Annotated in this window: 21 protein-coding genes and 2 tRNA genes; 7 read left to right on the top strand and 16 right to left on the bottom strand. The window is 71.8% G+C overall.

Going from position 1 to position 24,765, the window contains the following annotated elements:
* Window positions 1-178: 178 nt before the first annotated feature.
* A complete protein-coding gene (locus C1A33_RS02235) occupies window positions 179-2,356 on the top strand; it encodes an RNA degradosome polyphosphate kinase (RefSeq protein WP_101829855.1) in 2,178 nt (725 codons plus the stop codon).
* A 22-nt stretch (window positions 2,357-2,378) separates the two neighbouring features.
* On the opposite strand, the gene C1A33_RS02230 is transcribed toward C1A33_RS02235, so the two are convergent.
* From C1A33_RS02230 to leuC, 3 genes are all read right to left on the bottom strand, one after another.
* On the bottom strand, window positions 2,379-2,663 hold the full coding sequence (locus C1A33_RS02230) for an HU family DNA-binding protein (protein ID WP_101829854.1): 285 nt from the start codon (window positions 2,661-2,663) through the stop codon (window positions 2,379-2,381).
* 443 nt (window positions 2,664-3,106) lie between these two features.
* The gene (gene leuD, locus C1A33_RS02225) at window positions 3,107-3,694 is read right to left on the bottom strand and encodes a 3-isopropylmalate dehydratase small subunit (RefSeq protein WP_101829853.1); all 588 of its coding nucleotides are present in this window, start codon (window positions 3,692-3,694) and stop codon (window positions 3,107-3,109) included.
* A gap of 27 nt (window positions 3,695-3,721) precedes the next feature.
* The gene (gene leuC, locus C1A33_RS02220) at window positions 3,722-5,119 is read right to left on the bottom strand and encodes a 3-isopropylmalate dehydratase large subunit (RefSeq protein WP_101829852.1); all 1,398 of its coding nucleotides are present in this window, start codon (window positions 5,117-5,119) and stop codon (window positions 3,722-3,724) included.
* Window positions 5,120-5,193: 74 nt separating this feature from the next.
* Between leuC and C1A33_RS02215 the strand changes: the two genes are divergently transcribed.
* Together C1A33_RS02215 and C1A33_RS02210 are read left to right on the top strand one after the other, a co-directional pair.
* Window positions 5,194-5,955 (top strand): IclR family transcriptional regulator, encoded by a 762-nt coding sequence (locus tag C1A33_RS02215; RefSeq protein WP_101829851.1) that lies wholly within the window; start codon window positions 5,194-5,196, stop codon window positions 5,953-5,955.
* Window positions 5,956-6,394: 439 nt separating this feature from the next.
* Complete coding sequence (locus tag C1A33_RS02210) at window positions 6,395-8,368, top strand: serine/threonine-protein kinase (RefSeq protein ID WP_101829878.1); 1,974 nt, start codon at window positions 6,395-6,397, stop codon at window positions 8,366-8,368.
* Window positions 8,369-8,545: 177 nt separating this feature from the next.
* On the opposite strand, the gene C1A33_RS02205 is transcribed toward C1A33_RS02210, so the two are convergent.
* On the bottom strand, window positions 8,546-10,156 hold the full coding sequence (locus tag C1A33_RS02205; RefSeq protein WP_101829850.1) for a sensor histidine kinase: 1,611 nt from the start codon (window positions 10,154-10,156) through the stop codon (window positions 8,546-8,548).
* Between the two features lie 201 nt (window positions 10,157-10,357).
* On the opposite strand from C1A33_RS02205, the gene C1A33_RS02200 reads away from it, so the two are divergent.
* Window positions 10,358-10,594: a hypothetical protein gene (locus C1A33_RS02200; protein ID WP_101829877.1), complete on the top strand. Its 237-nt coding sequence runs from the start codon at window positions 10,358-10,360 to the stop codon at window positions 10,592-10,594.
* A 118-nt stretch (window positions 10,595-10,712) separates the two neighbouring features.
* Here C1A33_RS02200 and C1A33_RS02195 read toward each other — a convergent pair.
* The 3 genes from C1A33_RS02195 to C1A33_RS02185 all read right to left on the bottom strand — a co-directional run bounded on the left by C1A33_RS02195 (window position 10,713) and on the right by C1A33_RS02185 (window position 11,783).
* Window positions 10,713-10,785, bottom strand: a tRNA-Glu gene (locus tag C1A33_RS02195).
* A gap of 74 nt (window positions 10,786-10,859) precedes the next feature.
* Window positions 10,860-10,931: transfer RNA gene (locus C1A33_RS02190), tRNA-Gln, on the bottom strand.
* Window positions 10,932-11,006: 75 nt separating this feature from the next.
* Window positions 11,007-11,783: a fumarylacetoacetate hydrolase family protein gene (locus tag C1A33_RS02185; protein WP_101829876.1), complete on the bottom strand. Its 777-nt coding sequence runs from the start codon at window positions 11,781-11,783 to the stop codon at window positions 11,007-11,009.
* Window positions 11,784-11,902: 119 nt separating this feature from the next.
* On the opposite strand from C1A33_RS02185, the gene C1A33_RS02180 reads away from it, so the two are divergent.
* Window positions 11,903-12,166 (top strand): hypothetical protein, encoded by a 264-nt coding sequence (locus C1A33_RS02180; protein WP_101829849.1) that lies wholly within the window; start codon window positions 11,903-11,905, stop codon window positions 12,164-12,166.
* A gap of 48 nt (window positions 12,167-12,214) precedes the next feature.
* Here C1A33_RS02180 and cimA read toward each other — a convergent pair whose 3' ends face one another.
* From cimA to C1A33_RS02155, 5 genes are all read right to left on the bottom strand, one after another.
* The gene (cimA, locus tag C1A33_RS02175) at window positions 12,215-13,819 is read right to left on the bottom strand and encodes a citramalate synthase (RefSeq protein ID WP_101829848.1); all 1,605 of its coding nucleotides are present in this window, start codon (window positions 13,817-13,819) and stop codon (window positions 12,215-12,217) included.
* A 173-nt stretch (window positions 13,820-13,992) separates the two neighbouring features.
* Complete coding sequence (locus C1A33_RS02170) at window positions 13,993-14,739, bottom strand: Crp/Fnr family transcriptional regulator (RefSeq protein ID WP_341477167.1); 747 nt, start codon at window positions 14,737-14,739, stop codon at window positions 13,993-13,995.
* Window positions 14,740-14,746: 7 nt separating this feature from the next.
* Window positions 14,747-15,133 (bottom strand): CBS domain-containing protein, encoded by a 387-nt coding sequence (locus C1A33_RS02165; RefSeq protein WP_101829874.1) that lies wholly within the window; start codon window positions 15,131-15,133, stop codon window positions 14,747-14,749.
* A gap of 153 nt (window positions 15,134-15,286) precedes the next feature.
* On the bottom strand, window positions 15,287-16,213 hold the full coding sequence (ilvE, locus tag C1A33_RS02160; protein WP_101829847.1) for a branched-chain-amino-acid transaminase: 927 nt from the start codon (window positions 16,211-16,213) through the stop codon (window positions 15,287-15,289).
* Between the two features lie 49 nt (window positions 16,214-16,262).
* Window positions 16,263-17,291 (bottom strand): 3-isopropylmalate dehydrogenase, encoded by a 1,029-nt coding sequence (locus tag C1A33_RS02155; RefSeq protein WP_101829846.1) that lies wholly within the window; start codon window positions 17,289-17,291, stop codon window positions 16,263-16,265.
* A gap of 495 nt (window positions 17,292-17,786) precedes the next feature.
* Between C1A33_RS02155 and C1A33_RS02150 the strand changes: the two genes are divergently transcribed.
* Both C1A33_RS02150 and C1A33_RS02145 read left to right on the top strand, forming a co-directional pair.
* On the top strand, window positions 17,787-19,109 hold the full coding sequence (locus C1A33_RS02150) for an EAL domain-containing protein (RefSeq protein ID WP_101829845.1): 1,323 nt from the start codon (window positions 17,787-17,789) through the stop codon (window positions 19,107-19,109).
* Window positions 19,106-19,396: a DUF1059 domain-containing protein gene (locus C1A33_RS02145; protein ID WP_101829844.1), complete on the top strand. Its 291-nt coding sequence runs from the start codon at window positions 19,106-19,108 to the stop codon at window positions 19,394-19,396. The genes C1A33_RS02150 and C1A33_RS02145 overlap by 4 nt, the downstream gene beginning before the upstream one ends.
* 19 nt (window positions 19,397-19,415) lie before the next feature.
* Here C1A33_RS02145 and leuA read toward each other — a convergent pair whose 3' ends face one another.
* From leuA to ilvC, 4 genes are all read right to left on the bottom strand, one after another.
* A complete protein-coding gene (gene leuA, locus C1A33_RS02140) occupies window positions 19,416-21,107 on the bottom strand; it encodes a 2-isopropylmalate synthase (RefSeq protein ID WP_101829843.1) in 1,692 nt (563 codons plus the stop codon).
* Window positions 21,108-21,251: 144 nt separating this feature from the next.
* Window positions 21,252-22,040 carry a septum formation family protein gene (locus tag C1A33_RS02135; protein ID WP_101829842.1) on the bottom strand — a complete coding sequence of 263 codons (789 nt, stop codon included), beginning with the start codon at window positions 22,038-22,040 and terminating at the stop codon, window positions 21,252-21,254.
* A gap of 36 nt (window positions 22,041-22,076) precedes the next feature.
* Complete coding sequence (serA, locus tag C1A33_RS02130; RefSeq protein WP_101829841.1) at window positions 22,077-23,666, bottom strand: phosphoglycerate dehydrogenase; 1,590 nt, start codon at window positions 23,664-23,666, stop codon at window positions 22,077-22,079.
* A gap of 99 nt (window positions 23,667-23,765) precedes the next feature.
* Entirely contained in the window at window positions 23,766-24,758 is a 993-nt protein-coding gene (gene ilvC, locus C1A33_RS02125; protein WP_101829840.1) for a ketol-acid reductoisomerase, read from the bottom strand.
* Window positions 24,759-24,765 lie beyond the last annotated feature (7 nt).

Genomic DNA, 24,765 nt, shown 5'->3' with positions numbered 1-24,765 from the left:
CGCCGCCGTCTGTTTCCCCACCGTTAACACCCAGGCCCCCACCCCCGCCGCCGTCCGCGGGCGGCAATCCTGTCGTCACAGCAAGCGCCGGCCGGCACCGTCACCGTCCCCGGCGGCGGGAATGTCCAGACAGGACGCAGCCATGCCGGGTCGGCCTGGGACTGGCACCATCTAGTGCATGAGCGAGCTGGTGGCGACCCGACCCGAACAGCCGCAGCGCAAGCCCCGCAGCGGCCTGCTCGAACCGCTGGAGGCGCCGCGGACGCCAGCGCCGTCGGATCTGCCGGCCGACCGGTTCATCAACCGCGAGGCCTCCTGGCTCGACTTCAACGCCCGCGTGCTCGCGCTCGCCGAGGATGTCTCCACCCCCCTGCTGGAGCGGGCGAAGTTCCTCGCCATCTTCGCCAGCAACCTCGACGAGTTCTACATGGTCCGGGTGGCCGGCCTGATGCGCCGCGAGGCCACCGGGCTCGCCGTGCGCTCGGCGGACGGCCTGAGCGCGCGCGAGCAGCTCGCCCTGATCAGCCGGACCACGGCCGACCTCAGCGAGCGGCACTCCCGCTGCTTCACCGCCGAGGTGGTGCCCTCACTGGCTCACGCCGGCATCAGCATCCGGTTCTGGTCGCAGCTCGGCGACGCCCAGCGGGAGCGGCTGCGCGACTACTTCCACGAGCAGATCTTCCCGGTCCTCACCCCGCTCGCCGTCGACCCGGCGCACCCGTTCCCCTACATCAGCGGGCTGTCGCTCAACCTCGCGGTGCAGGTGCGCGAGCCGGGCGGCGAGGTCGACCACTTCGCCCGGGTGAAGGTCCCGCAGAACGTGCCGCGGCTGGTCCGGGTCCCCCTGGAGACCGACGCAGAGGAGTCGGGCGGCGCCTGCTTCGTGCCGCTCGAGGAGGTCATCGCCGCACACCTCGACCAGCTCTTCCCGGGCATGGAGGTGATCAACTCGCACCTGTTCCGGGTCACCCGCAACGCCGACCTGGAGGTCGAGGAGGACGAGGCCGAGGACCTGCTGCAGGCGCTGGAGCGGGAGCTGGCGCGGCGACGCTTCGGCCCGGCCGTCCGCCTCGAGGTGGACGACGACATCGACGACGACCTGCTCACCCTGCTCATGCGCGAGCTCGAGGTGACCGAGCGCGAGGTGCACCGGGTCGCCGGGATGCTGGACCTGTCCGCACTGTGGGGGCTCTACGACCTCGACCGCCCGGAGCTCAAGGATCCGCCCCGGGTCCCCGTCACCCATCCGCGCCTGACGACCGAGGAGGGCGAGACGCCGGACTTCTTCGGCGTGTTGCGGGAGGGGGACGTGCTCGTCCGCCATCCGTACGACTCGTTCACGACCTCGGTGCAGCGCTTCATCGAGCAGGCGGCCGCCGACCCGCAGGTGCTCGCCATCAAGCAGACCCTCTACCGCACCTCCGGCGACTCCCCGATCGTGGACGCGCTCGTCGCCGCGGCCGAGGCCGGCAAGCAGGTGGTCGTGCTCGTCGAGATCAAGGCGCGGTTCGACGAGAGCGCGAACATCCGCTGGGCGCGCGAGCTGGAGCGGGCCGGCTGCCACGTCGTCTACGGCCTGATCGGGCTCAAGACGCACTGCAAGACCTGCCTGGTGGTGCGCCAGGAGCGCGGCGGCCTGCGCCGGTACTGCCACGTCGGCACCGGCAACTACAACCCCAAGACGGCCCGGCTCTACGAGGACATCGGCGTGCTGACCGCCGACCCGGAGGTCGGCGCGGATCTGACGGACCTGTTCAACGTGCTCACCGGGTACAGCCGGCAGACGGAGTACCGCTCGCTGCTCGTCGCCCCCCAGCACATGCGGGACGGGATCCTGCAGCGCATCGCCGCCGAGGCGCGGGCCGCGGCGGAGGGCCGCCCCTGCGGTATCCGGCTCAAGGCGAACAGCCTGGTCGACGAGCAGGTCATCGACGCGCTCTACCGCGCCTCCCAGGCCGGGGTGCCGGTGCACTGCCTGGTGCGCGGCATCTGCGCGCTGCGTCCGGAGGTGCCCGGGCTGTCCGAGACGGTGCACGTCCGGTCGATCCTCGGCCGGTTCCTCGAGCACAGCCGGGTGCTCGAGTTCGCCTCCACGGACGAGTTCTGGATCGGCAGCGCCGACATGATGCACCGCAACCTCGACCGCCGGATCGAGGCCCTCGTCCGGGTGGGGCACCCGAACGACCGGGCCACCCTGCGCCGGATGCTGGACCACGCCTTCTCCGACCAGGTCTCGGCGTGGGAGCTGCGCTCGAACGGCCACTGGGAGCGGCGCACCACCGGGGCGCAGGACGTTCGCCTGTCGGACTACCAGCACGACCTCATGGCCGAGGCAGTGCGGCGCGGGCACCGGTGAGGTCCGGCGCCCGCACCGCGGATCAGTCGCTGCTCGACGACACACTCGACTTGAACTCCGAGCCGGGCCGGAACTTCGGCACGACGGAGGCGGCGACGTGCACCGGCTCGCCGGTTGCCGGGTTGCGCCCGGTCCGCGCGGCGCGCTCCACCCGCTCGAACACGCCGAAACCGGTGATCGTCACCTTCTCGCCGCTCGCGACGGCCTCCTGAATAGCGTCGAACACGGCGTCGACCGCTTTGGTGGCATTCGACCGTCCGCCCTCGATCTGCTGGGCGATGCGGTCAACCAACTGGGACTTGTTCACGACAACCTCCGGACGCCCCCCGCGGTGCGCGGGGTGGGGAGCAGATCGGGCATCACACTGCGCTGCACCGTAGGCATCTCCACTGTCGAGGGCAATTCCCGCGACCGTGTCGCGTCACACAAACCCGCACGTCAGCGGGTTCGCGCCAGTGGGCGGCGGGATGCGTGCTGTGCGGCCCCCGCGAACCGTCCGGCAGATTCGTCACGATGAGTAGCTGGAGATATCCGAATTTTTGGGCGCAATGTCACGGTTTGATAGCCGGCCGCCTCCATCGCGACAGACACAACTCTGCTCCGTAGCCGACCAAACGCCGCGCGCAGTGGCCGAACCAGGCCTCCGGGACGCCCATGGTCACGCCGCGACCCGGACAGAGACGCACGTCAGCCCCGATGTGAATTGCGTCACATCAGGGCTGACATTCCTACAGGGGATACGCGGTGGTGTCAGACCGAGGTGGGCAGCCAGGCCGGCCGCGTCCCCTCGAAGACGGTGATCCGCTCCTCGTGCCGCAGGGTCAGGCCGACGTCGTCGAGGCCTTCCATGAGCCGCCAGCGGGTGAAGTCGTCGAGCTCGAACGACGCCTCGACGCCCGCCCCGCGCACCTGGCGCGCGTCGAGATCCACCGTGATCTCCACGGTGGGGTCCGCCTCGACGGCCGCCTGCAGCGCCTCGACCGTCTCGGCCGGCAGCGTGACGGGCAGCAGCCCGTTGCCGAGCGCGTTGCCGCGGAAGATGTCCGCGAACCGCGACGAGATCACCGCACGGAAGCCATAGTCCTGCAGTGCCCAGACGGCGTGCTCCCGCGACGAGCCAGTACCGAAGTCGGGCCCGGCGAGCAGGATCGACGCGCCGGCGTGGGTCGGGTCGTTGAGCACGAAACCGGGGTCGGCCCGCCACTCGGCGAACAGGCCGGCGCCGAAGCCGGTCCGCTCGATGCGCTTGAGCCACTCGCTCGGGATGATCTGGTCGGTGTCCACGTCGCTGCGGCGCAGCGGCACGGCCCGACCGGTGTGGATCGTGAACGCCTCCATCGCGAAGGCTCCCTTCTGACGAGGCTGCTAGAGGTCCGCCGGCGCGGTGAGCCGGCCGGTGACGGCGGTGGCGGCGGCGACCGCCGGCGAGACGAGGTGGGTGCGCCCGCCCGGGCCCTGGCGGCCCTCGAAGTTCCGGTTGGACGTCGACGCGCTGCGCTCGCCGGGACGCAGGGTGTCGGGGTTCATCCCGAGGCACATCGAGCAGCCGGCGCTGCGCCACTGCGCCCCGGCCGCCTCGAACACCTGGTCCAGCCCCTCGGCCTCAGCCTGCGCCTTGACCTGCATCGACCCGGGCACCACCAGGACGCGCACCCCGCCCGCGACCTGCCGGCCACGCAGCACGTCGGCCGCGGCGCGCAGGTCGGAGAGCCGGCCGTTGGTGCAGGACCCGATGAACACGGTGTCCACCGCGACCTCGGCCAGCGGGGTGCCGGCCGTCAGGCCCATGTAGGCCAGCGCGCGCTGCGCCGAGGCGCGCGCCGCCGGGTCGTCGTAGTCGGCCGGGGCGGGCACCCGCGACCCGAGCGGCGCGGCCTGTCCCGGGTTGGTTCCCCAGGTGACGTACGGGGTCAGGCTCGCCGCGTCGATCACGACCTCACGGTCGAACTCGGCGTCGGGGTCGGAGGCGAGCGTGCGCCAGTAGGCCACCGCCTCGTCCCAGGCCGGCCCGCTGGCCACCCGGTCGCGCCCGGCGAGGTACTCGAACGTCGTGTCGTCCGGGGCGATCATCCCGGCCCGCGCGCCGGCCTCGATCGACATGTTGCACACGGTCATCCGGCCCTCCATGGACAGGCCCCGGATCGCCGCGCCGCGGTACTCGATGACGTGCCCGGCGCCGCCGCCGGTGCCGATCCGCGCGATGATCGCCAGGATCAGGTCCTTCGCCGTGACGCCCGGCGGCAGCTCGCCCTCGACGGTGATCGCCATCGTCTTCGGCCGGCGCTGCGGCAGCGTCTGGGTCGCCAGCACGTGCTCGACCTGGCTGGTGCCGATGCCGAACGCGAGCGCCCCGAAGGCGCCGTGGGTGGAGGTGTGGCTGTCGCCGCAGACGATCGTCATCCCGGGCTGGGAGAGCCCGAGCTGCGGCCCCACGACGTGGACGATGCCCTGCCCCGGGTCGTTCATCGGGTACAGCCGCACCCCGAACTCGGCGCAGTTCTTGCGCAGCGCCTCCACCTGCGCCGCCGAGACCGGATCGGCGATGGGCGCCAGCGTGTCGGTGGTGGGCACGTTGTGGTCCTCGGTGGCCAGGGTCAGATCCGGCCGGCGCACCGGCCGCCCGGCGAGGCGCAGCGCCTCGAACGCCTGCGGCGAGGTGACCTCGTGCACGAGGTGCAGGTCGATGTACAGCAGGTCCGGCTCGCCGTCGGCGCGGCGCACCACATGGGCGTCCCAGACCTTCTCCGCGAGTGTGCGCCCCATGGCTGCCCCACTCCTCTCCTCCCCGCCAGCCCGGATGCTTGTCATCTCAGTTGGTGGGATGTCAGTATCAACTTATGGAACAGCTTAGCGGAGTCGGCGTCCTTGACAAGGCCGCCCTCGTCCTCGCGGCCGTGGAGCGGGGCCCGGCGTCGCTGGCCGAGCTGGTCACCCGCACCGGCCTGACCCGGGCGACCGCGCACCGCCTGGCCAGCGCCCTCGAGGTGCACCGCCTCGTCGGGCGGGACGACGCCGGCCGCTTCGTCGCCGGCCCGCGCCTGGCCGCCGGCGTCGGAGCTCCGCTGCCGTGGGAGCTCGCCGACCGGGCCGACCGGGTGCTCACCGCCCTGCGCGACCGGACCGGCGAGAGCACCCAGCTCTACGTCCGGCGCGGCGCGCTGCGCCTGTGTGTCGCCGCGTCCGAGCGGGCGAGCGGGCTGCGCGACACGGTCCCGGTCGGCGCGGTGCTGCCAATGACGGCCGGTTCCGGAGCGCAGGTGCTGCTCGCGTTCGCGCCGGGGCCGGAACCAGACCTGCTCGCCGCGGCTCCGTTCGATGCCGCGACGCTCGACCTGGTGCGCGCGCGGGGATGGGCGGAGAGCGTCGGCGAGCGGGAGACGGGCCTCGCGTCGGTGTCGGCACCGGTGCGCGGCGAGGCCGGCGCGGTGATCGCGGCGGTGTCCCTGTCCGGGCCGCTGGAGCGGCTGACCCGCTCACCGGGCCAGCGCCACGGCGCGGCGGTCCTCGCCGCGGCGACCCAGCTGAGCGCTCCGCCGCTTTCCAACGCACGTGTTTCCAACGCACGTGTCAACCCCGGGCCACTGGAGATCGGCGGATGACGGTCAGCGTCCGCGAATCCGCCGCTCCGCAAGAGTGACCCCGGATAGGCCCTTCGCGGTGATACCCCAGGTTCTTCGACATTTCGGATGCCCCATTCGGGCCCCACGGTCAATGGGCACAAGGACTACGCCCGTTGGGCGGACACCGAACCGCCCCGTGGGGTTTCGTCCCCCGCCGCCCGCGTGGACGCGTCGACGTCGTAGCCTGTTCGAGTCGTCCGTCTCGGATGATCGGAGAGCGAGGCCGGATGGCCCGACGGGGTCATTGCCATCCAGCGAGCAAGCGATATGTGTCGTCGATGCAGTGGGTGTCGATGCAGTGGGCGCGGCCGACCGGGGCTCTCTCCGGGTTCCGCGCGGACCGGCGGCCGTCGTCGCCCGCGACGGTGCCGTCGTAGGTCACGACCGCCACGGGCGGCGCAAGAAGGGGCAGGGCGCGGTGCGCAAACTGGGTTCGCGGTACGTGCTGCACGAGATGCTCGGGCAGGGAACGACCGGCCAGGTCTGGCAGGGGGCGCGGGTCTCCGACGGCGCACCGGTCGCCATCAAGGTGCTACGCCGGGAGCTGGCGGACGATCCGGCGATCGTCGACCGCTTCCTGCGGGAGTGGGACCTGCTCGTCGATCTCGACAGCCCCGGCCTGGTCGCGGTGCGCGACCTCGTCAACGAGCCGGACACGCTCGCGATCGTGATGGACCTCGTCGACGGTCCCGACCTGCGGGCGCACCTGCGGGAGTTCGGGCCGCGACCGGCCGAGGAGGCCGTGCGGCTCACCGTCGGGACGCTGTGGGCCCTCGACAGCGTGCACGCCGCCGGGATCGTCCACCGGGACGTCAAGCCGGAGAACATCCTCATCGACACCTCCGACCCGGCGGGGCCCATCGTCCGGCTCACGGACTTCGGCATCGCCCGGGTGATCAACTCGTCGTCCCAGGCGCATCCCACCGGCCCGGTCGGCACCCCGCTCTACATGGCCCCCGAGCTGGGCTCGGGAGCGCCGCCCACGCCTGCCGCCGACGTCTACTCGGCCGGCGTCGTGCTCTACGAGATCCTCGCCGGCTCGCCGCCGTTCGACGCGGCGAACCCGATGGAACTGCTGCGCGCCCACCGCGAGGACGAGCCGCTGCCGATCCAGGGGGTGCCGGGTCCCGTGTGGGACGCGCTCGCCCGGATGCTGGCGAAGTCCCCGCGCGAGCGGCCCGCCAGTGCCGCCGAGGCCGCCGACGACCTCGAGGAGGCGCTCGGGGTGGGTCTGCGCTCCCGCCCCGCCGAGGCGGCCGCCAGCACCCAGCGGGTGGCGCGCCCGGCCGCCCGCGGCGTCGCCGTCAGCTCGCCCACCGCGGCGGCTGGCGGCTGGAACGACCTGGAGCACACCCAGATCGCCGGCAGCATACCGGCGACGGCCACCCGGATCGCGCCGATGACCGGCGCGCGCGGCGCCGCCGCCGACTGGAACGGTGACGCCCCGACCGGGATGAGTCCCGCGGTACGCGTCCCGGCCCGTTCCGGCGGCACGGCCGCCGACACCAACACGGTGATGTCTGCGATCCCCGCGAGCAGGCAGCCCGGGCCGTCCGGGGCCGCGCCGGGAGCCGGCTCCCGGGCCGGTGCCGACCGCCGGCGCCGCACCCGGATCGCGGCCGGCGCGGGACTCGTCGTCGCGCTCGTCGCCGGTGCCGGCGGTTGGGCGCTCGCCTCGGGGGGCGCCGCGGACAACTCCCTGTCCGCTGACAGCGGCATCCAGAGCTCCGCCGACCCGAGCGCGGTCGTGTCCGCGGCCGTGCTCGGCGGTGCCCCGGGCGTGGCCGTCGGCGTCCCGGGGGCGCCGGCCGCCCAGCCCGGCCAGCATCCCGCTGGACGGGCCCTCCCGACCACCAGCACCGCGCCGAGCGCGGGCGCCGCGGCGACCACCCCCGCCAGCAGCCCGACCGCGGGCAGCAGCCCGTCGCCGTCGCCGACCGACGACGGCACCGCGACGGTGCCGAACACCGAGGGCATGTCCTTCAACGCGGCGCAGAACAAGCTGCAGTCGGCCGGCTTCACCAGCCTCAACAAGGCCTTCGACTGCTACGACACCGGCGCCGTCGACTCGGTCGTGCGTCAGTCGCCGAAGAGCGGGAAGGTCGCGAAGACCACGACCATCAGCCTGCAGATCCAGGGCAACGACTGCCGCGAGGTCCCGAACGTCACGGGCATGACCGAGTCCGGCGCCAAGTCGACGCTGAGCGCCGCCGGCTTCCCCTGGGTCAACGGCTCCTGCCCCGCCGGCTACACGAGCAAGGTGACCTCCTACTCGCCGAGCACCGGCCGACACCCGAGCAACTCGACCACGGTGACGCTGAACCTCTCGTGCAAGGCGCCCCAGGCCTCGCCGACGGCCGCTCCCACCACCCCCGCCCCGACGAGCAAGTAACCCGGCAGGGCCGGCCCGGACACCACACCAGGAAGCCCCCGCGCTCCCAGCATCCGCTGGGGCCGGGGGCTTCCTCGTGCGTGCTGCGGGCTGGCTCAGCTTGCGGGCTGGCTCAGCTTGCGGGCTGGCTCAGCTTGCGGGCTGGCTCAGCTGGGGACGGCTCAGCCGAGGTCGTCCTCAGCCGAAGTTGTCCATGGGCAGCGAGCGGACGTCGTCGCGGCGCAGTTGGCGGCCCAGCGGGCCACCGGTCAGCCGGGCCGGGCGGGACTCCTCGTCGAGCCGGAGGCTGCGCGGCAGCGCCATGGGCACCGGCAGCTCCTGCTCGGCCTGCGGGGCGAGCGCCGTGGGCGCCACCGCGCTGGCCGCCCACAGGTCGACCTCGACGATGATCTCGCCGTTGTCGGAGGACATCCGCAGCCGCCCGCCGTGCACCTCGACCAGCCGGCGCACGACGTAGAGGCCCATCCCGGCCCCGTCCGTCGAGCGGGTGGCTGTTCCATCGCGCTGGGTGAAGGGCTCGAACAGCTGGCGGATCGTGGCGGGGTCGAGGTCCGGGCCGGGGTTGCGCACCCGCAGCACCACCTCGTCGCCGACCCGGCCGGCGATCAGCCGCACCGGCGCGCCCGGCCAGGAGTGCAGCAGGGCGTTGTCGACGAGGTTCGCGACGACCTGGATGAGCGCCTGGCGCGCCATCCGGACGGGCAGCTCGGGCGGGAGGTCCACCGTCACACTGCTCGGTGAGCTCGTGTACGGCAGGGTGGCGAGGACGTGGCGGACGACCTCGGGCAGGTCGGCGATCGTCGTCTCATCCGTGCCGGTGGCCGTGGCGGCCGTCAGCATGTTCTCCAGCAGCCGGGAGAGCCGGTCGGAGTAGTTCACCGCCGCGTCGAGCAGATCGTCGAGCTGGGCGTCGGAGAGCCGGTCGCGCCGCCGCTTGATGGTGAGCAGGTTGCCCCGGATGCCGGTCAGCGGCGTGCGGAACTCGTGGGAGACGGTCGCGACGAGGTCGCTGCGGATCCGGTCGGTCTCCTCGAGGCGCGCCATCAGGCTCTGCTGGCCCTCGTAGAGCTGCTGGCGGTAGTGCTCGACCCGGCGGCGGGACTGCTCGTTGTAGTGCCAGAAGACCATCTGGGCGCAGGCGAGGGCGAAGATGAAGCCGGCGTGCAGCCCGGCCAGCAGCCACGCGTTGTCCATCACCGGCGCGCGGGCGGAGACGATCCGGCCCATCGACAGGTTCGCCACGAACACGAACGCGATCGCCAGCAGGTAGACGGTCCACTCCTCGTACAGCGCGATAAGCGCGACGACGACGAAGAAGTGGAAGTACATCGGCGTGAGGCCGTTGGAGATGTGCACCAGCACGACCGAGCAGCACAGCAGGCCGAGGCTCGCCGCCAGCGCCCGCACCCGACGCCGGCCGGGCACCACGGCCGCGGCGAACAGCAGCGCGGGGGGGCTCGCCGCCAGCAGGCCGTGTGCCGGGCTCAGGTCCCGGAACACCGCGTACCCGACGATGATCGGCAGGTGCATCGCGAGCACCAGGCACATGAGGGTGTGCCGGGCCGTCCAGTCCTCGATCGGCAGCCCACGCCCGCGCGGCAGCAGCGAACTCAGGCGCCGGTAGCTACCCGGCTCGGCACCGTCACCCCGCTCGGACTGCGAGGCCGGCGCCGGGGAGATCGACGCCGCCGCACGTAGCCGACTGGCGCGCCTGGCGACGCGGCCCACGCGGGGGCTGCCGTGCCGACGCCGGGCCCGTTCGGGGGTCGATGGACTGACGGTGGACATCCGGACAAGTTTCTACCGGTGGAGCCCGTGAGCACCATGGTTGTCAAGGGTGGTGTCACATGGCGACAGTGCCCAGGTTTGACTAGGCCATCCGCACCACCCTGCACCGGGCTCAACGGAGCATGGCGCGAACCTTGGTGTTCCGACCAGGCTGTGGTCCGCGAGGTGGCCCCCCGACGGCCGCCCATGGAGGAGGACACCGTGCCCCCAGTGGCCATGACAGCCTCGACCGCACCCGCGATCCTTCCGCCGACCGCGAGCCGCGGCGGCTCGCTGCGTCTGGTCGTCGCGGAGCCGGCGCCCGCCGCCGACGAGGCTGGCGTCGAGGGGGCGGTGGAGGAGGTGCACGGCTGGGGTGGCCCGGCGACCTGCGCCTGCCGCGCGTGCACGATGGCCCGCCACCCGGCGGCGATGCCCCGCCTCACAGTGGTGCGGTAGGCCGCGTCCGGACGCGGACATGGCGACGGCCCGCGGATGAAGATCCGCGGGCCATGGCGACGCTTGATGCACGGGCATACCTCTGGCCTTCTACAGAAGAATCAAGATAAACCCGCTGTAGCCCCGACCGGATTCGAACCGGCGCTACCGCCTTGAGAGGGCGGCGTCCTGGGCCGCTAGACGACGGGGCCAAGACTTTCGATGTCGTACTGTGATGCGTTTCCTACTGTACACCACGCCAGACAAGTCTGACAGAGTGGTGCAGCTGGGGTACCAGGACTCGAACCTAGACTAACGGAGCCAGAATCCGTTGGGCTGCCAATTACCCCATACCCCATGGGCCCCTGTTCGGGCGTTGCCTACTGTACCTCATCATCCGCGGCGCGCAGCGACCCGGGGGGTGCGATTTCCCTCAGCGGGCCCTCACCGGGTTGGTGAGCGTGCCCACGCCCTCGACGGTGACCGCGACGGTCTGGTCCGCCCGCATCGGCCCCACGCCCCCTGGCGTCCCCGTCAGCAGCACGTCGCCGGGCAGCAGCGTCATCGCCGCCGACATGTACGCGATGAGCGCCGGCACGTCGTGCACCAGCAGCTTCGTCCGCGAGTTCTGCCGCAGCTCGCCGTCGAGGGTGGTCCGCAGCGCCACGTCCGCCGGGTCGAGGTCGGTCTCGATCCACGGACCGATCGGGCAGAACGTGTCGTGGCCCTTGGCCCGCGTCCACTGCCCGTCCGCCGACTGCTGGTCCCGGGCGGTCACGTCGTTGGCGCAGGTGTAGCCGAGCACGACCTCGAACGCCCGCTCCGGCGGGACGTCCCGGCACAGCCGGCCGATGACGATGGCGAGCTCGCCCTCGTAGTCCACCCGCTCGCTGTCCGGCGGGAGCGTGATGGGATCCCCCGGGCCGGCGACACTCGTCGACGGCTTGAGGAACAGCACGGGCCGCGCCGGGGCCTCGCCGCCCATCTCGCGGGCGTGGTCGGCGTAGTTCTTGCCGACGCACAGCACCTTGCTGGGCAGCACCGGCGCCAGCAGCCGCACCTCGCCGAGCGGCCGGCGCACGCCGGTGAAGCTGAACGGGCCGAACGGATGGGGGGCGATGCCGGCGATCTCGGCGGTGCCCTCCTCGACCGAACCCTCGACGACCCCGAAACCGGGCTCAGAACCATCGGTGAACCTCGCGATGCGCACTCCCCGACCGTATCCGGCCGCCACGGTGATCGGGTTCGCCAGAACGGGCATCGTGGCCGAGAATCGGGCACCGGAGGCTTCCGGCGAACGCCGGACAGTCCGGCAGTGGAAGGAGAACCTTGAGCGAGACCGACACCACACCGGTGTACGACGTCGGGGCGCCCGAGCCGAAACCCATCGACGAGGAGCTGAGCGTGAAGCTCGGCCACCTCGCCGAGGACGCGATCCTGCGGGCCAAGCCGAACGGCGACGAACGCTGCGACAACTGCCTGTACTACCTCGACACGGACAAGGACCTCACCTACTGCTGGCACCCGAAGCTGCGGATCCTCGTCGGCGGCGACTGGTGGTGCCAGTGGTGGGAGGAGATCCCGGAGGACTAGCCGATCGGGTCCGCGGCGAGCGGGGCGCCCGCTCGCCGCGCCGGCGGCTCAGGACGCGCCGGGGTCCGGGCGCTCGCCCTGCCGCCGCAGGCCGTAGTTGACGGCGTCTTCCAGGGCCGACCAGGACGCGGCGATGATGTTCTCGTCCACACCGATCGTGTCCCAGCGGGCGCGGCCGTCGCCGGTGCCGACGAGGACCCGGGTGACCGCGCCGGTGCCCTGCTTGCCGTCGAGTATCCGCACCTTGTAGTCGACGAGCTCCAGGTCGGCGAGCCCCGGGTAGGCCTTCTCCAGCGCGTCGCGCAGCGCCGTGTCCAGCGCGTGGACGGGCCCGTTGCCCTCGGCGGTCGCCACGTGCCGCACCCCGCGCGAGGTCAGCTTCACCGTCGCCTCGCTGACCACCTGGCCGCCGGGGCGCTGCTCGACGATGACCCGCCAGGACTCGAGGGTGTAATAGCGCTCGCGGCCGGTGACCTCGTCGCGCAGGAGCAGCTCGAACGACGCCTCCGCCGCCTCGTAGGCGAACCCGGCCGCCTCCCGCTCCTTGACCAGCTCCAGCACCCGCCCGAGCGCCTCGCGCTCGCCCGACAGGTCCAGCCCGAGCTCGCGGCCCTTGAGCTCGATGGTCGCCCGCCCGGCGAGCTCGGAGACGAGCATCCGCATGTCGTTACCGACGGCGGCCGGATCGATGTGCTGGTACATGTCCGGGTCGACCTTGACGGCGCTGGCGTGCAGCCCCGCCTTGTGCGCGAAGGCGCTGGCGCCGACGTAGGGCCGGTGCGGGTCGGGAACGGAGTTGGTCACCTCGTCGATCGCGTGGGAGACGCGGGCCAGCTCCCGCAGCCGGCCCGGGGGCAGCGCGGCGCGGTCGAGCTTGGTCTCCAGACCGGCGATGACGCTGAACAGGTTCGCGTTGCCGCAGCGCTCGCCGTAGCCATTGGCGGTGCCCTGGACGTGGGTCACGCCGGCCTCGACGGCTGCCAGGGTGTTGGCGACGGCGCAGTGGGTGTCGTCATGGCAGTGGATGCCAAGGCGGGCACCGGTGGCGGCGAGGACGTCCGCGACCACCGTGTTGATGCGGGTGGGCAGCATCCCGCCGTTGGTGTCGCAGAGCACCACGACCTCGGCGCCGGCCTCAGCCGCCACCCGGACGACCTCGAGCGCGTAGTCCGGGTGGGCCCGGTGGCCGTCGAAGAAGTGCTCGGCGTCGAGGAAGACCCGCTTGCCCTCGGCGTGCAGATGGGCGACGGTGTCACGGATCATCGCGAGGTTCTCGGCCGCGTCGGTGCGCAGCGCCCGCTCGACGTGCCGCAGATCGGACTTCGCGACCAGGCAGACGACGGAGGTCCCCGCCTCGCGCAGCGCTGCGACCTGCGGGTCGTCCGCGGCGACGCGACCGGCCCGCCGGGTGGCGCCGAACGCCGTGAGCCGCGCGGTCGACAGGGAGAGTTCGGTGCCGGCACGCGCGAAGAACTCCGCGTCCTTCGGGTTGGACCCCGGCCAGCCGCCCTCGATGAAACCGACGCCGAGGTCGTCGAGGTGACGCGCCACGGCGAGCTTGTCGCCCACGGAGAGCGACAGCCCCTCCTGCTGGGTACCGTCACGCAGCGTCGTGTCGTAGATATGCAGGGAATCGGGATCGTATGGCCGCACGGGGGCGCCTCTCCGATGAGCGCGGGACCTGGGCCGCCACGCGCCCGGTCCCATGGGTCAGCGACCGGAACGCGCGGCGGAGACGGGTTCGCCGCCGAAAGACAAGCCTACGGTGTAACACTGCCGACATGCGCCAGGAGTGACGTGCGCGATATCTCTCAGTCGCCCGGCCTTCAGTCGCCCGCGAAGCGCCGCAGCCGGTCGACCTGCAGGATCGTGATGGTCTGGCCCTCGGAGAGGATCCAGGTGCGCCGCTCGAACTCCCGCAACGCCTGGTTCACCGACTGGCGGGAACCGCCGAGCAGCGAGGCGATCTCGGTCTGGGTGAGACCGAGCTCGATCACCGGACGGCCGACCTCGCGCATCCGCAGCAACAGCAGCTTCGCCACCCGCCGCGGCAGGTCGAGGAACACCAGGTCGGCGTTGGCCCCGGTGAGCCGCCGCACGTGGGCGACCAGGGCGCGGATGAGCTGCTCGGCCACGGCCGGCCGCTCCCGTACCAGCTCCCACACCGCGGTGCGGTCGAGTACCAGGGCGGTGCTGGGTTCCAGGGCCTCGACGCTGGCGGAGCGGGTGCCAGCCTCGACGATGTTCAGGTCGCCCAGCGTCTCGCGGGGGCCGGCGATGTTCAGGACGTGGTCACGGCCGTCGTCCGCCTTGGTGAGGACCTTGAGTCGGCCGCTCGCGACCACGAGCAGTGTGTCGGCCGGTTCGCCTTCGGTGAAGACGACCTGCCCGCGACGGAACCGCCGCGTCACCGCCCGGGAGGCGAGCCGCAGCAGGTCCTCCTCGTCCAGCTCCTTCAACAACGTGGTCGCGCGAAGGAGGGCGACCGCCTCATTGTCGTGCATGCCGTGACCGTAGCGCCGACCGTCGACCGCGCGCTGGGGCGCATCGGGAACCTGCTCGGCGTACGACACGCGCGCATCATACCGTCACATGCTGGTCACTCCAGCAACGAACGACGTCCCGCATGCTCAGGATGCCGGCGACGCCGCCACCCGAGGTGACGACCAGGTGCCGGAACTCCCCGCGCAACATCGCGGCCGCTGCCTCGTCGAGCGACCAGGCCGGATCCGCGAAGACGACATCGCGGGTGAGGTGCTCACCCGCGACCTCGACATCCGGATCCTGCCCCGCGGCCACCGAACGGAGGATGTCCCGCTCGGTGAGGATTCCGTACCCCTGACTGTCCGCGTCGTGCACGACGGCGGCGCCCACCTTGCGGGCGGCCATCAGCCGGGCGGCCTGCCGCAGGGTGTGACCAGGACCGATCATGAGAACAAGGGAGCTCATCCCCTCCGAGACCCGCACGACGTCCTCCCGCCGCTTGTGCATTCGTGAAACGCTTCCACAAGCGACGGTAGGCGCGCGGACCTTGCTTGACCAGGGCACAACCGCAAGTGGCGTGGCCGGAATGTGACCCCGACCACGCCGCTGCCCGACCTGGCCACTGACGGTGCGCGGCTACCCGCCGACGAGCTCGTTCCAGGACCGGTAGCGCTCCAGCTCACCGCGGGTGGCGCGGTGGAAGATCTCCAGCAGCTCGCGGGTGACCGGCCCGGGCTTGCCGGAGCCGATCTGCCGGTCGTCCACCGACACGATCGGCACGATCTCCGCCGCCGTGCCGGTGAAGAACGCCTCGTCGGCCAGGTACAGGTCGGTCCGCACGATGTGCTGCTCGACGACCTCGTACCCCTGGTCCGCCGCGATCTGCATGATCGACGCCCGGGTGATGCCGCCGAGCGGGCCGTCGGAGAGCAGCGGCGTGATGACCTTGCGGCCGGACACGATGAAGACGTTCTCGCCGGTCCCGTCCGCGATGTGGCCGTTGGGGCTGGTGAGGATTGCCTCGTCGTACCCGGCCTTGACCGCCGCGACCTTCGCCAGCGACGAGTTCAGGTACTGGCCGGACGCTTTGGCCGCCGGCGGGGTGATGTTCGGGTCGTTGCGCTTCCAGGAGGAGATCATCGCGCGCACGCCGTTGGCCTCCGCCTCCTCACCGAGGTAGGCGCCCCACGGCCACACCGCGATCATCACCTCGACCGGGGACGGGAGCGGGTTGAGCCCCATCTCGCCGTAACCGAGGTAGACCAGCGGGCGGATGTAGCAGGAGGCGATGTCGTTGACGGCGATCGTCTCCTTGGTCGCCGCGACCACCTGCTCCTGGGTGAACTGCGGCTCCATCACATAGATCTTCGCGCTGCGGTAGAGCCGCGCGATGTGGTCGGTAAGTCGGAACACGGCCGGCCCGCCGGCGGTCTCGTAGGCGCGGATGCCCTCGAACACCCCCCAGCCGTAGTGCAGGGTCGGGTTCAGGACGTGGACGCGGGCGTCGTCCCAGTCGACGAACTCGCCGTTCATCCAGATCTTCGAGGTGGGGGTGATGGGCACAGCGGACTCCAGGCCAGGATGCGACGAACTCAGAGAGGAACGAGCATATTCAGCCGGCGGCGCGGGCGGCGAGGTCCTCCCCACGCTCCCGGGTTGACATGGCGCCCGATCCCGAGCCGGCGCGTTCCGCCAGCGACGCCGCGACCGCCGCCTCGACCCGCTCGGCCTCCTCCTGGTGGCCGAGGTGGTCCAGCAGCATGGCGACGGAGGCCACCGTGGCGGTCGGGTCGGCCAGCTGCCGCCCCGCGATGTCGGGCGCGCTGCCGTGCACCGGCTCGAACATGCTCGGGTGGCTGCCCGACGGGTCGAGGTTCCCGCTCGCGGCGAGCCCGATGCCGCCGGTGATCGCGGCGCCGATGTCGGTGATGATGTCGCCGAACATGTTGTCCGTGACGACCACGTCGAACCGGCCCGGGTCCGTCACGAAGAACATCGACGCCGCGTCCACGTGCTGGTAGTCGACGGTGACGTCAGGAAACTCCGGCGCCACCTCGGCGACGGTGCGCGACCACAGGTCGCCCGCCTTCGTCAGCACGTTGTTCTTGTGCACCAGCGTCAGGTGCCGACGCGGCCGGCGCGCGGCCCGGCGGAAGGCGTCGCGCACGACCCGCTCAACGCCGAACCGGGTGTTGAGGCTCTCCTCGGTGGCGACCTCGTGCGGAGTGCCGCGGCGCAGCACGCCGCCGGCGCCCGCGTACGGGCCCTCGGTGCCCTCGCGCACCACGATCATGTCGATCGACGGGTCACCGGCGAGAGGCGAGCGGACCCCCGGGTACAGCCGCACCGGCCGCAGGTTCACGTGGTGGTCGAGCTCGAAGCGCAGCCGCAGCAGCAGCCCGCGCTCCAGGACGCCGCTGGGCACCCCGGGATCGCCGACCGCGCCGAGCAGGATCGCGTCGTGGCCGCGCAGCTCGTCGAGGACCGTGTCGGGCAGCGTCTCGCCCGTGCGGTGCCAGCGCCGGGCACCCAGGTCGTACTCGGTCGTCTCGACCTTGGGGTGCACGGCCCGCAGCACGCGTAGTCCCTCCGCGACCACCTCGGGGCCGATCCCGTCACCACCGATCACCGCAAGCCTCATGCGCCGACTGTAGTCGGAGATCCGACGCCGCTGCTCGCGGGCGCTGTCGGTACCACATGTCGCCGGCCGCGTTGGACGGCGACCACCCCGACCACCTCGCACGATTACCCTGAGCAATCATCGCTCGATCAATGCCAACGCCATGACCACGGCAGTTGTCATCGACTTGATATATGACCGGAGATCGGGTCCGGAGAGTTCGCGCCCGCCGCGTCGGCGGGAAGTCGGGGGACCCGCCAGGAAGTGAGGGGCATTGTCAGAATCGGCATCAGATCGCCGGTCCCCGCCGGTCCGGGCGCATAGAAACGCGCCGCCCCCGCGAGGCCGGCGAAAGAAAGTCAGCCGCCGGCAATCCGACCGTCACCCGCCGGTCGCACAAAAAGGCGCAGGACCCACAACTCCGGACGGTACTCGCGCCGCCCATCGGAGCCAGATGGTAAGAACCTCACTTACAGGATGGGTGCGACGTGCTTGAAGCGAGGGGGTGCACGGCGCATGATTACTCGGCAGCGGACCACCACGGCGACGGTGGCCCGTGGTCGCGTCGACTCCGTGAACACCGGCGCAGGGGACACCGGCGCAGGGAACACCGGCGCCGGGAACACCGCGCCGCCGGCCTCTGACGCCACCGTCCCGGATCTGGAGCGGATCCTCGACGATCCCGCCGAGCCCGCGCTGTACTTCCAGCCGATCGTCGATCTCCAGCGTGGGGTGATCGCCGGGTACGAGGCGCTGGCGCGGTTCCACACCCATCCCACGCATCCGCCGGACCGCGTCTTCGCCGCCGCCGACCGGATGGGGCTCGCCGCCGAGCTGGACGCCAGGGTGCTCACCGCGGCGATCGCCGCCCGCGACACCCTGCCCGACCGCTGCTTCCTCGCGGTCAACGTCCTGCCGCACCTGCTGGACGCGGCCCCGGTCGCCGCGGTCTGGGCGGACGCGGACCTGCGCCGTCTCGTGCTCGAGCTGAACGAGGCGGTCGACCTCGACACCGCGGCGGGCCTGACCGCGACCGCGAGCGAGCTGCGCAATCGCGGCGCCTTCATCGCCATGGACGACGTCGGCTCCGGCTACGCCGGCCTGCGCCAGCTCGCCCGGGTCCGGCCGGACTTCGTCAAGCTGGACCGCTCCCTGGTCGTGAACATCGACGACGACCAGGTCAAGATCGCATTGACCGAACTCGTCGGCGGTTTCGCGAGCCGGCTCAACGGCTGGGTGATCGCGGAGGGCATCGAGAGCGCCGACGAGCTGGCGATGCTCGTCGCCCTGGGTGTCCCGCTGGGCCAGGGCTTCCTGCTGGGCCGGCCGTCACCGTCCTGGCAGCAGCTCGACCCGGCGGTGGCCCGGCGCATCCGGCAGCTGTCCGAGCGCAGCACCCGGGCGGCGAGCATCGAGAGCCTGATGGAGCAGGTGACCGTGAGCGTGGGCGACTCCGGGCACTGCGCGATGTCGGCGGACTGCCCCAGCTGCCCGATGCGCACGGCCACGGCCCGCGGGGTCCCCGACGGCGAGCAGACCGACGACGAGCAGACCGACGGCGAGCAGGCCGCGCGAGCGACCATCGTGGTGTCCAACCGCTGCCGGCCGGTGGCCCTGCACCTGTCCGGCGGGCCCGGCGGCGGCACCGAGCCGCGACTGGTTCCCACAACGCTGTTCGCCCGTCCCGAGGAACCCGTGACCGAGGTCGCGCGGCGTGCCATGACCCGAGCCCGGGCCAGCCGGTTCGACCCCGTGATAATCGTTACCGAGATGGGTCGGCCCCTCGGCCTGGTCAGGATGGAGCGACTGATGCTGCGTCTCGCGGAAATGTCGACATGAGACGGAACCGCTATTGGACCGCGCAGGCCCTGATGGCACCGAGCCCGGCGTCCGCCGGCTATTCACGGCCCTCGGAGATCACGATCCGCCGTCCCGCCATGAAGGAATTCTACTGCGGTGCGATCATTCATGGGTGCGAGACACGGATCGCGGCATCCAGTGAGGACGACCTCCTGCGGTCAGTCGACACGCACGCCCGCGTCGACCACGGCATGACCGAGGTGCCGGAATCCCTCCTCGAACAGGTGCGCCGCGAGGTCCGCGACATCGAGCGGGGGGACCCGTAGATCCCCCCGCCCCGCGGGCTCAGGAGCGGGCGGCCCGGTTGACGGCGCTCACGACGGCGCGCAGCGACGCCGTGACGATGTTCGGGTCGATGCCGACGCCCCAGAAGACCCGGTCGTCGACCGCGACCTCCAGGTACGCCGCGGCCCGGGCGTCCGCGCCCGAGCCCAGCGCGTGCTCGTTGTAGTCCAGGATGCGCACGGACAGCCCGCGCGCCGCCAGCGCCGCCACGAAGGCGTCGATCGGCCCGTTGCCGACCCCGATGAGCACGGAGTCCTCGCCGTGCACCCGCACCGAGACCGAGACCTCGTCCCGCTCCCCCGACGCGGCGGTCGTGCGCGAGCCCAGCAGTTCCAGCGGCCCGGCCGTCTCCGCGCCGTCCAGGAAGTACTCAGCACGGAAGATCCGCCACAGCTCATCGGCGGTGACCTCGCCACCCTCGGAGTCGGTGTGGCGCTGTACGACGCCGGAGAACTCGATCTGCAGCCGACGCGGCAGGTCCAGCGCGTGCTCCGACTTCAGCAGGTACGCCACCCCGCCCTTGCCGGACTGGCTGTTCACCCGGATCACGGCCTCGTACGTACGCCCGACGTCCTTCGGGTCGATCGGCAGGTAAGGCACTTCCCAGAGCGTCTGCCCGGTGCGCTCCATCGCCTCGAAGCCCTTCTTGATGGCGTCCTGGTGCGAGCCGGAGAAGGCGGTGTAGACGAGGTCGCCACCGTAGGGGTGGCGAGGGTGCACGGGCAGCTGGTTGCAGTACTCCACCGCGCGGCGCACGCCGTCGATGTCCGAGAAGTCGATCATCGGGTCGATGCCCTGGGAGAACAGGTTCAGCCCCAGGGTGACCAGACAGACGTTGCCGGTGCGCTCGCCGTTGCCGAACAGGCAGCCCTCCACCCGGTCGGCGCCGGCCAGGACGCCCAGCTCGGCGGCGGCGACCGCGCAGCCCCGGTCGTTGTGCGGGTGCAGCGACAGGATGACGGCGTCGCGCCGGGTCAGGTTCCGCCCGACCCACTCGATCTGGTCGGCGTAGACGTTCGGCGTCGACATCTCCACCGTGGCCGGCAGGTTCAGCACCACCGGGCGCTGCGCGGTCGGCTGCCAGACGTCCATGACCGCCTCGCACACCTCGACGGCGTAGTCCAGCTCGGTGCCGGTGAACGACTCGGGGCTGTACTGCCAGCGCACGTCCGTGCCGTCCAGCAGCTTCTCGGCGTACTGGGCGCACCAGCGCGCGCCCTGCACGGCGATCTCGGTGACACCGGCGCGGTCCAGCCCGAACACGACCCGGCGCTGCAGCGTCGACGTCGAGTTGTACAGGTGGATCAGCGCCCGGTCGGACCCGACCAGCGAAGCGGCGGTGCGCTCGATCAGCTCCTCGCGCGCCTGGGTCAGCACCTGGATGACGACGTCATCCGGGATGCGGTCCTCCTCGATCAGCTGCCGGACGAAGTCGAAGTCGGTCTGGCTCGCCGCCGGGAAGCCGACCTCGATCTCCTTGTAGCCCATCGCGACCAGCAGCTCGAACATCTGCAGCTTGCGCGCGGGGGTCATCGGGTCGATCAGCGCCTGGTTGCCGTCGCGCAGATCGACGCTGCACCACTGGGGGGCGCGGGTGATGGTCTGCCCCGGCCAGGTGCGGTCCGGCAGCGGCACGGGCGTGAAGGCCCGGTACTTCTCGATCGGCATGCCAGACGGCGCTTGCGTGCTCATGTACTCCTGCTCCCTCGAAAGAGCGTCCTACCGACGCTGGCGCACGGCGACCACCGCGACGAGGAAGCCAGCTGGATCAGGCCCCGCCGCGGCGGCTAAGGAGGAGAAGCGCACGCATCGCGGAACAACAGTACCTGATTTGCGTCACGTACCGATCGAGCCGACGATCCGGAACGGGCCGGAGCGCGGACGCAGGTCGTCGGTGCGGACCGTACAGGCGACGATGCGGGCACCGGCCTGCCAGCTCGGCTCGGACGGGTAGATGGCGCCCACGACGTGGTGCGGGGTCGCGTCGATGGCGCCGGCGAAGTCCCGCAAGGCGCCCGCACAGCGGTCCTGCGCGGCCTGCGCGACGGTGGACGCGCCGGGCCAGCGGGTGAACACCGGGTCGAGGTCGACCAGCCGGGTGACCTCGTCGATGTGCGGACGATCACAGCTGACCCGGACCGGCGCGACCGGGGTCAGCACGCTGGCCGTGGACGCGTCGTAGGGCTTCCACGTCAGGCAGTCGCCGCGGCGCAGGGCCGCCAGCAGCGCCGGCGTGACCGCGTAGCCCGCGGGCGGCTCGGCCAGGCTGCCACCGCCGAGCGCCGACATGGCCGTCGGCGAGCCGCCCGGCGAGGCCGCCAAGGCCCCCAGCCGGGCGGCGGTGCCGACCCCGCCGCGGGTCGCGGTCTGCCGCAGCGCCACCACGGTGATCGTGATCATGCCGACGACGATGGCCACGAACGTGACCATCCGCGCGATCCGCCGGGAGCGCCGCGGCAGCCAGGGCGGCGCCACCAGCCGGTGCAGCATGCCGGGCAGACCCCGCGGCGCGGGCACGACCGGCCGGCCGCGCTCGGCCGCGGACGGCTCGAGGAATCGGGCTCCGCGGACGAATCGCTCATCCAGGCGAAGCCCCTCGAACGGGTCCTGATGCCGCGACGCCATGCTTGCCACGGTAAACCCGACACGCAGACCGTGGGACTATTCCGTGCGGATGCTGACCGCCCGAGCATACGAGGCACCGATGATCTTGGAGATGTCGGCGAGGATGTCCGGGGCGACCGCGTCGTCGAGGGACAGCGACATCAGTGCCTCGCCCCCGGCCTCCAGCCGGCTCACCTGCGCACTGGCGATGTTGATGCTCGCCTCACCCAGCAGCGCGCCGACCGCGCCGACGATGCCCGGCCGGTCCTCGTAGCGGAAGAAGGCCAGGTGGTCCTCCGGTCGGATGTCGACCTCGAACCCGTCGATCGCGGTGATCTTCTCCACCTGCCGCGACCCCACCAGCGTGCCGCTGACCGACACCGGAGTGCCATCGGCGAGCACGCCGCGCACGGTCACCAGGTTGCGGTAGTCGGGGCTGTCCTCGAGGGTCTCCAGCGCCACCTCGACGCCCCGCTCCTTGGCCAGCAGCGGCGCGTTGACGTAGGTGACCTGCTCCTCGATGACGTCGGTGAACACGCCCTTGAGCACGGCGAGCTGGAGCACCGACACGTCGTGGGCGGCGATCTCCCCGCGCACCTCGACCGTGAGGGCCGCCGCGAGCCCGCCGGCGAGCCCGGTGAACAGCTGCCCCAGCTTCTCCGCGAGCGGCAGCCCGGGCCGGACCTCCTCGGCGACGACGCCACCGGCCTGCACGTTGACGGCGTCCGGCACGAACTCGCCCTGCAGCGCGAGGCGCACCGACCGGGCGACGGCGAGGCCCGCCTTGTCCTGCGCCTCCTGCGTGGACGCGCCGAGGTGCGGCGTGACGACCACGTTGTCGAGCCCGAACAGCGGCGACGCGGTAGTCGGCTCGGTGACGAACACGTCGATGCCGGCCCCGCCGACCTGCCCGGACGCGACCGCCTCAGCCAGCGCCGCCTCGTCGACGAGCCCGCCGCGGGCCGCGTTCACGATGATGACGCCGCGCTTGGTGCGGGCGAGCTGCTCGGCCCCGATGAGGCCGAGCGTCTCCGGCGTCTTGGGCAGGTGGATGGTGATGGCGTCGCTGCGGCGCAGCAGCTCGTCGAGGTCGACGAGGGTGACGCCGAGCTGCGAGGCGCGGGCCACCGACACGTACGGGTCGTAGGCGAGCACCTTCATGCCGAAGGCGGCGAGGCGCTGCGCCACCAGGATGCCGATGCGGCCGAGGCCGACGACGCCGAGCGTCTTCTCGACCAGCTCGACGCCGGTGTACTTCGAGCGCTTCCACTCGCCGCCGCGCAGCGACTGGTTGGCCGCCGGCACCCGGCGGGCGACCGCGAGCAGCAGCGCGATCGCGTGCTCCGCCGCGCTGACGATGTTCGAGGTGGGCGCGTTGACGACCATGACACCGCGCTGGGTGGCGGCGGCGACGTCGACGTTGTCCAGCCCGATGCCGGCCCGGGCGACGACCTTGAGTCGCCCGGCGGCCGCGAGCGCCTCGGCATCGATCTTCGTCGCCGAGCGGATGAGTACGGCGTCGACGTCGGCGAGCGCGGGTAGCAGAGCCGACCGGTCGGCTCCGTCGACGTAGCGAAGCTCGAAGTCCCCGGACAGCACCTCCAGCCCGGCCGGCGACAGCTCCTCGGCAACGAGTACGACGGGCACAGGACCTCTCCTACCTCTGGGGATTCCTACGTCTGGGGATGTGCGGGCGGGCCCAGCCTACGCGGGCCCGCCGCCACTTTTCCGTCGTGTTACGGCGTCCTAGCGGGCGATCCAGGACATCATCGGGCGCAGCTTGGCGCCGACCTGCTCGATCGGGTGCTGCTTGCCCTCCTCGACGAGCTTGGTGAAGTTCGGACGGCCGTTGTCGTCCTCGGCGACCCACTCGCGAGCGAACCTGCCGTCCTGGATCTCGTCCAGGATCTTGCGCATCTCGGCCTTCACCGCCGGCGTGATGACCCGCGGGCCGCGGGTGACGTCGCCGTACTCGGCGGTGTCGGAGATGGAGTACCGCATCTGCGAGATGCCGCCCTCGTACATGAGGTCGACGATGAGCTTGAGCTCGTGCAGGCACTCGAAGTACGCGACCTCGGGGGTGTAGCCCGCCTCGACCAGCGTCTCGAAGCCGGCCTGGACCAGCGCGCTCGCGCCGCCGCACAGCACGGCCTGCTCGCCGAACAGGTCGGTCTCGGTCTCCTCGGTGAACGTGGTGCGCAGCGCGCCCGCGCGGGTGCCACCGATGCCCTTGGCGTAGGCGAGCGCGAGGGCCAGCGCGCCCCCGGTCGCGTCGTTCTCGACGGCGACGAGACAGGGCACCCCCTTGCCCTCCTCGAACACGCGGCGCACCAGGTGGCCTGGCCCCTTCGGCGCGACCATGAACACGTCGACGCCGGCCGGCGGCTCGATGAGGTCGTAGCGGATGTTGAAGCCGTGCCCGAACGCCAGCGCCTTGCCGTCGGTCAGGTGCGGGGCGATGGACTCGGCGTAGATCTTTCGGTGCGTCGTGTCCGGGGTGAGCAGCATGATGATGTCGGCCTCGGCGGACGCCTCGGCCGGGGTGAGCACCCGCAGGCCCTCCTCGGCGGCCTTCTGCCGGCTCCGGCTCTCCGCCGGCAGGCCGACGCGCACGTCCACGCCGCTGTCGCGCAGGTTGAGCGCGTGCGCGTGACCCTGGCTGCCGTACCCGATGACAGCGACCTTGCGGCCGGCCAGCACGTCAAGCGACGCGTCATCGTCGTAGTAGATCTCGACCATTGTGGGG

This window comes from Frankia canadensis (assembly GCF_900197875.1).
GTDB lineage: Bacteria > Actinomycetota > Actinomycetes > Frankiales > Frankiaceae > Frankia > Frankia canadensis.
This window is presented reverse-complemented; position numbering and strand designations above follow the sequence as displayed.

Coding starts and splice junctions, on each gene's coding strand:
- leuA (WP_101829843.1), bottom strand. CDS start 21,107: ATGAGCACGCAAGCGCCGTCTGGCATGCCGATCGAGAAGTACCGGGCC.
- C1A33_RS02235 (WP_101829855.1), top strand. CDS start 179: ATGAGCGAGCTGGTGGCGACCCGACCCGAACAGCCGCAGCGCAAGCCC.
- C1A33_RS02145 (WP_101829844.1), top strand. CDS start 19,106: ATGAGACGGAACCGCTATTGGACCGCGCAGGCCCTGATGGCACCGAGC.
- C1A33_RS02150 (WP_101829845.1), top strand. CDS start 17,787: ATGATTACTCGGCAGCGGACCACCACGGCGACGGTGGCCCGTGGTCGC.
- leuD (WP_101829853.1), bottom strand. CDS start 3,694: ATGGAGGCGTTCACGATCCACACCGGTCGGGCCGTGCCGCTGCGCCGC.
- C1A33_RS02155 (WP_101829846.1), bottom strand. CDS start 17,291: ATGAGGCTTGCGGTGATCGGTGGTGACGGGATCGGCCCCGAGGTGGTC.
- leuC (WP_101829852.1), bottom strand. CDS start 5,119: ATGGGGCGCACACTCGCGGAGAAGGTCTGGGACGCCCATGTGGTGCGC.
- C1A33_RS02205 (WP_101829850.1), bottom strand. CDS start 10,156: ATGTCCACCGTCAGTCCATCGACCCCCGAACGGGCCCGGCGTCGGCAC.
- ilvC (WP_101829840.1), bottom strand. CDS start 24,758: ATGGTCGAGATCTACTACGACGATGACGCGTCGCTTGACGTGCTGGCC.
- C1A33_RS02215 (WP_101829851.1), top strand. CDS start 5,194: ATGGAACAGCTTAGCGGAGTCGGCGTCCTTGACAAGGCCGCCCTCGTC.
- C1A33_RS02135 (WP_101829842.1), bottom strand. CDS start 22,040: ATGGCGTCGCGGCATCAGGACCCGTTCGAGGGGCTTCGCCTGGATGAG.